Below are 6,000 nucleotides of genomic sequence, written 5' to 3' on the forward strand. Positions count from 1 at the left end.
CGGGCGCCGATGCGCCGCCACGCCGGGTTGTGTTATCACTCACGTCCCGGTGCTCGGTGTGCCGGGCCCGGGCCGCCGGCTCGACCAGCGTCACGGAAGGGTCCGGTCGAGCGCGTCGCGCCCGGCACTCCTCCAGGCCATACCCACGCCAGGCCAGCACACAAACCTGACAGGAACCGATGTCTGACGATTCGCGTCCCTCGCCGTCCGCCGCCCCCTCCAGGGCCCGCACGGCGGCCGTGATCCCGGCCGCCGGCCGGGGTGTACGGCTCGGCCCGGGCGCCCCCAAGGCGCTCCGCGCGCTGGGCGGCACCCCCATGCTGATCCACGCGGTCCGCGCGATGGCCGCCTCCCGCGCCGTCTCCCTGGTCGTCGTCGTGGCCCCGCCCGACGGTGCCGCCGAGGTCAGATCATTGCTCGACGCGCACGCCCTGCCCGAGCGGACGGACTTCCTCGTCGTCCCGGGCGGGCAGACCCGCCAGGAGTCCGTGAAACTCGGCCTCGACGCGCTGCCGCCCGGCCACGACATCGTGCTGGTCCACGACGCGGCCAGGCCGCTGGTCCCGGTGGACACCGTCGACGCCGTGATCGAGGCCGTACGGGACGGCGCCCCGGCCGTGGTCCCGGCGCTGCCGCTCGCCGACACCGTCAAGCAGGTCGAGCCCGCCGGCACCCCCGGCGAGCCGGAGCCGGTCGTCGCCACGCCCGAGCGGGCGCGGCTGCGGGCCGTGCAGACACCGCAGGGCTTCGACCGGGCCACGCTGGTCCGGGCGCACGAGACGGTGACCGGCGAGGTCACCGACGACGCGGGCATGGTCGAGCAGCTCGGCCTCACGGTCGTGGCCGTCCCCGGTCACGAGGAGGCGTTCAAGGTCACCCGTCCCCTGGACCTGGTCCTCGCGGAGGCGGTCCTGGCCCGCAGGAGGCTCAACGATGGTTTCTGACGAGTCCGTGCCCGGGCCCCCGCTTCCCCAGGTCGGCGTCGGCACCGACATCCACGCCTTCGAAGAGGGCCGCGAGCTGTGGTGTGCCGGGCTGAGGTGGGAGGGCGAGGGCCCGGGCCTGGCCGGTCACTCCGACGCCGACGTGGTCGCCCACGCCGCCTGCAACGCCCTCTTCTCCGCTGCCGGCCTCGGCGACCTCGGGCAGCACTTCGGCACGGGCCGCCCCGAGTGGTCGGGCGCCTCCGGGGTCACCCTCCTGACGGAGGCCGCGCGCATCGTGCGCGAGGCGGGCTTCCGGATCGGCAACGTCGCCGTACAGGTGGTGGGCCCCCGCCCGAAGATCGGCAAGCGCCGGGACGAGGCGCAGAAACTCCTGTCGGAGGCGGCCGGCGCCCCCGTGTCGGTGTCGGGTGCGACGACGGACGGGCTGGGCTTCCCCGGCCGGGAGGAAGGGCTGATGGCGGTGGCCACGGCCCTGGTCGTGCGCGTCGGCTGAGGGCGAGGCGCCGGGGGGAGCGGTGGCCGATGTCACGAATAGGTGCGCCCCGAGGGGAAGGTCCTGAGGCACACCCCGGGGCCCACTACCCTGGAGTGGTGACTATTCGCCTGTACGACACCAGCGCCCGGCAGATCCGTGACTTCTCCCCGCTCCGGCCGGGTTGTGTCTCGATCTACCTGTGCGGTGCCACCGTGCAGGCCGCCCCGCACATCGGGCACGTCCGCTCGTACCTGAACTTCGACATCATGCGCCGCTGGTTCGCCCACCGCGGCTACGACGTCACGTTCATCCGCAACGTCACCGACATCGACGACAAGATCATCGCCAAGTCGCACGAGCAGGGCCGCCCCTGGTGGTCCATCGGGTACGAGAACGAGCGGGCCTTCAACGACGGCTACAACGCCCTCGGCTGCCTCCCGCCGACGTACGAGCCGCGCGCCACCGGGCACGTCCCCGAGATGATCGAGATGATGCGCGGGCTCATCGAACGCGGCCACGCCTACGAGGCCGACGGCAGCGTCTACTTCGACGTGCGCTCCTTCCCCGGGTACCTGCAGCTGTCCAACCAGGACATCGACGACCTGCGCCAGCCCTCCGAGGAGGGCATCACCGGCAAGCGGGACCCGCGCGATTTCGCGATGTGGAAGGCGGGCAAGCCCGGCGAGCCCGACTGGGAGACGCCGTGGGGCCGCGGGCGCCCCGGCTGGCACCTGGAGTGCTCGGCCATGGCCCACAAGTACCTGGGCTCCGCCTTCGACATCCACGGCGGCGGCCTCGACCTGATCTTCCCGCACCACGAGAACGAGATCGCCCAGGCCAAGGCCTACGGCGACGAGTTCGCCCGGTACTGGGTGCACAATGCCTGGGTCACCATGAGCGGCGAGAAGATGTCCAAGTCGCTCGGCAACTCGGTCCTGGTCAGCGAGATGGTCAAGCGCTGGCGGCCCATCGTGCTGCGCTACTACCTCGGCACCCCGCACTACCGCTCGATGATCGAGTACAGCGAGGAGGCGCTGCGCGAGGCCGAGTCGGCGTTCGCGCGGATCGAGGGCTTCGTGCAGCGCGTGGTCGAGAAGGCGGGCCCGGTCGAGCCCGCCGCCGAGGTGCCGCTCGCCTTCGCCGAGGCCATGGACGACGACCTGGGCGTGCCGCAGGCGCTCGCCGTGGTGCACACCACCGTCCGGCAGGGCAACAGCGCGCTCGCCGCCGACGACAAGGAAGCGGCCGTGGCCCGGCTCGCCGAGGTCCGCGCGATGCTCGGCGTTCTCGGCCTCGATCCGCTCGACCCGCACTGGGCCGGCGAGGGCGACCGCGGCGAGGACCTGCACGGCGTGGTCGACACGCTCGTCCGCATGGTCCTCGACCAGCGCGAGGCCGCCCGGGCCCGCAAGGACTGGCCCACCGCGGACGCCATCCGCGACCAGTTGGGTCAGTCCGGCCTGGTCATCGAGGACGGCCCGCAGGGCCCGCGCTGGAGTCTCGGCCCGCGCTGAGACCAGCCCCACGGCTGATCGACTGTGCCGCCCGGGCCCCCGGGCGGCACACTGCCAAGACGGAACAGACGTACACAGACGTACGTACGAACACTTCACGGAGACGGGTAGCTCATGGCCGCGAACAACCGCCGCATGTCCGGCAAGAAGGGCGCGCAGGTCGGCAGTGGCGGCCAGCGACGCCGGGGCCTGGAAGGCAAGGGCCCCACCCCGCCCGCCGAGATGCGCAAGGGACACAAGAAGAACCGCGTCGCCAACGCCAAGGCGAAGCAGTCCGTGCGCCGGCCCGTGGCCCGTGGCCGCGGCGGCAAGGGCACGTCCGAGCTGGTCGTCGGACGCAACCCGGTCCTGGAGGCGCTGCGCGAGGGCGTCCCGGCCTCCACGCTCTACGTCCAGCAGTTCATCGACAACGACGAGCGGGTGCGCGAGGCCCTCCAGGTCGCCGCCGAGCGCGGCGGCATCAACCTCATGGAGGCGCCGCGCCCGGAGCTGGACCGGATGACCAACGGTCTCAACCACCAGGGCCTGGTCCTCCAGGTCCCGCCGTACGAGTACGCCCACCCCGAGGACCTGGCGGCCGCCGCCTACGACGACGGCGTGGACCCGTTGATCGTCGCGCTCGACGGCGTCACCGACCCGCGCAACCTCGGCGCGGTCGTCCGCTCCGTCTCCGCCTTCGGCGGGCACGGCGTCGTCGTCCCCGAGCGCCGTGCGGCCGGCATGACGGCCGGTGCCTGGAAGACGTCCGCCGGTACGGCGGCCCGCACCCCGGTCGCCCGCGCCACCAACCTCACCCGGGCGCTGGAGGCCTACAAGAAGGCGGGCATCGTGGTCGTCGGCCTGGCCGCCGACGGCGAGGCCGAACTCGGCGAGCTGGCGGCGCTGGACGGTCCCGTCGTCATCGTCGTCGGCAGCGAGGGCAAGGGGCTGTCCCGGCTGGTCGGCGAGACCTGCGACCACCGGGTGCGCATCCCGATGCCGGGCGGCGCGGAGTCGCTCAACGCCGGTGTGGCGGCGGGGATCGTGCTGTACGAGGCGGCCCGCCGCCGACGCTGAACAAGCGTCCGGAACTCCACCCGTACGGGGTAATTTCGATGTCATCGGGGCGACGAGGGCAAGCTTGACGGGGTCCGGACAGATCCGGCGGGTCAAAGCAGTGTCCTAACCCGACGTCACTCGGTTAGATGAGTGTGGACACCAGAACACCCCGCACACCCACGGGGGATCGCTCGTCGGGACTCGACGACGCTCCCGCGCTGAGCATGGTGAAGGTGCCGAGCGACCCGGCGCAGGTCATCGTCAACCACGCGAGCTTTCGCGTGCAGTTGGGCGTTTCGACGCGTCGCGTCCGGTCCTCCCGGGTCGCACGGCATCTGACCGCCACCGAGGACACCGCCCGCGTCCCCCTCGTGGGGGGCGGGGCGGACGGGGCCACCGCCCGACGCCGGCCCGTCGTCTGGAGCGGCAGATCCGCGCCGGACGACACCGGCGCGCACCGGCTCCTGCAGGCCGTGCGGCACGAGAGTGTCCGCCACGCCGACGAGTCCGCCTCCGACACCGGGGCCACCCAGGTCATCTCCCGCGTGGGCCCGGGCCACGACGATCCCGGCTACCGGGGCGCCGGTTACAGCGGCGACGGCTACGAGGGCGACGGCTACGGGGGCGACCTGACCCAGACCGTCGAGACCCCGGTCGTCGGCCCCCAGCGCACCCGCGAGCCCGCCGACGGCACCCGGCTGCTGCCGCCCATGCGCACCGTCGGCAGCGCCTACGACGAACCGGCCTACGAGGACGGCGAGTTCGAGGAATCCGCCACCGAGCCGGGCGCCACTGGACGCCGGGCCAAGCGGCACGGCGACGACCCGGCCCGGCACGCCTACTACCCGGGCCGCCGGGTGAACCTCGGCATCGTCCTGCTCCCGCTGCGCGTCTTCCTCGGCTTCATCTCCATCTACGCCGGCATGGGCAAGCTGTGCGACCCCGTCTACTTCGAAGGCGGCAAGCGCGGCTCGATGGTCAAGTGGCTCAACACCCTGCATCCGTGGGAAGTCGCCGAGCCGCTGCGCCAGTTCGCCCTCGAGCACCCGATCGGCGCCGGCCTGGTCATCGCCTTCGCGCAGGTCATCGTCGGCGTCCTGACGGTGCTGGGCTGCTGGCAGCGCGTCGCCGGCTGTCTGGGCGCCCTGCTGTCGGCCGCGCTGCTGGTCACGGTCAGCTGGAAGAGCGTCCCCGTCTACGAGACGCCCGACATCATCTACCTCGCCGCCTGGTCCCCGCTGATCATCGCCGGCGCTCCCGTCTACTCCGTCGACGGCCGACTGGCCGGCAGCGCCTGGCGCCGCCTCGGCCCCCGCGCCGACATCTGGGACCTGCGCCGCTACGTGCTGCGCCGCGGCGCCCTCGTCACCGCCATCGCCACCGGGATCACCCTGCTCGTCGGCTCGCTGCTCGGCGGTGCCGTCCGCGACGCCGACCGGGTCGTCGTCCCGGGTCCCGGCGAGGCCCCGCGCAACGAACTGCCCGGCTCCCCGCTCCCGGGCGAGCCCGTCAAGCGGAAGGAGAAGCGGACTCCGCCGGTCTCCTCCTCGCCCACCCAGGGCACCACGGCCGGCTCGGCCAGCCCCAGCGCGGGCACCACGACCACGCCCGGTGCCACCCGCGACACCGGCGCCGTCACCGGCGGCTCCCCGAGCCAGACCCAGGGCACCGCGGGCCAGGCCCCGCCCCAGCAGTCCACCCCGGTGGACCAGGCCCCGAGCACCACGACCGGCCCCACCTCCGGCGGCACGGCAACAGGCGGCACGGGCACGCCGGGCGGCACGGGCTCGCCGGGCGGCTCGGGCAGCGGCGGCTCCTCCTCCAGCGGCCGCCAGGGGCTGGTGGGCGGCCTGCTGGGCTAGCGGCCGGCCCGGACAGCACAAGGGCCCCGCACCTTCGAGGTGCGGGGCCCTTTCTCGTGTTCATCGTGGGCGTGGCGTGGGGCTGCGACATGGTGCGGCTGTGCCGCATGGGTAGGAGGTGGACCGTGACGAAGCGGGGTGGCGTGCGCGGCACATGCCTCGTG

At 73.4% G+C, this 6,000-nt stretch carries 5 protein-coding genes; all 5 read left to right on the top strand.

Annotation, left to right across the window (positions count from 1 at the left end; translation table 11 throughout):
* Positions 1–179 precede the first annotated feature (179 nt).
* The 5 genes from ispD to ACIQHQ_RS11740 all read left to right on the top strand — a co-directional run bounded on the left by ispD (position 180) and on the right by ACIQHQ_RS11740 (position 5,836).
* A complete protein-coding gene (gene ispD, locus ACIQHQ_RS11720) occupies positions 180–944 on the top strand; it encodes a 2-C-methyl-D-erythritol 4-phosphate cytidylyltransferase (RefSeq protein ID WP_402611765.1) in 765 nt (254 codons plus the stop codon).
* Positions 934–1,440 (top strand): 2-C-methyl-D-erythritol 2,4-cyclodiphosphate synthase, encoded by a 507-nt coding sequence (gene ispF, locus ACIQHQ_RS11725; RefSeq protein WP_402611766.1) that lies wholly within the window; start codon positions 934–936, stop codon positions 1,438–1,440. Before ispD ends, ispF begins: the two co-directional genes overlap by 11 nt.
* A 98-nt stretch (positions 1,441–1,538) precedes the next feature.
* Complete coding sequence (gene cysS / locus ACIQHQ_RS11730) at positions 1,539–2,936, top strand: cysteine--tRNA ligase (protein ID WP_402611767.1); 1,398 nt, start codon at positions 1,539–1,541, stop codon at positions 2,934–2,936.
* A gap of 114 nt (positions 2,937–3,050) precedes the next feature.
* Positions 3,051–3,992 carry a 23S rRNA (guanosine(2251)-2'-O)-methyltransferase RlmB gene (rlmB, locus tag ACIQHQ_RS11735; protein WP_402611768.1) on the top strand — a complete coding sequence of 314 codons (942 nt, stop codon included), beginning with the start codon at positions 3,051–3,053 and terminating at the stop codon, positions 3,990–3,992.
* A 128-nt stretch (positions 3,993–4,120) separates the two neighbouring features.
* Positions 4,121–5,836 carry a DoxX family protein gene (locus tag ACIQHQ_RS11740; protein ID WP_402611769.1) on the top strand — a complete coding sequence of 572 codons (1,716 nt, stop codon included), beginning with the start codon at positions 4,121–4,123 and terminating at the stop codon, positions 5,834–5,836.
* The last annotated feature ends 164 nt before the right edge of the window (positions 5,837–6,000 follow it).

This window comes from Streptomyces sp. NPDC092370 (assembly GCF_044755265.1).
GTDB lineage: Bacteria > Actinomycetota > Actinomycetes > Streptomycetales > Streptomycetaceae > Streptomyces.

Bases quoted from the DNA above. Each gene is read 5' to 3' on its own strand.
- ispD (WP_402611765.1), top strand. From the start codon at position 180: ATGTCTGACGATTCGCGTCCCTCGCCGTCCGCCGCCCCCTCCAGGGCC.
- ACIQHQ_RS11740 (WP_402611769.1), top strand. From the start codon at position 4,121: ATGAGTGTGGACACCAGAACACCCCGCACACCCACGGGGGATCGCTCG.
- ispF (WP_402611766.1), top strand. From the start codon at position 934: ATGGTTTCTGACGAGTCCGTGCCCGGGCCCCCGCTTCCCCAGGTCGGC.
- rlmB (WP_402611768.1), top strand. From the start codon at position 3,051: ATGGCCGCGAACAACCGCCGCATGTCCGGCAAGAAGGGCGCGCAGGTC.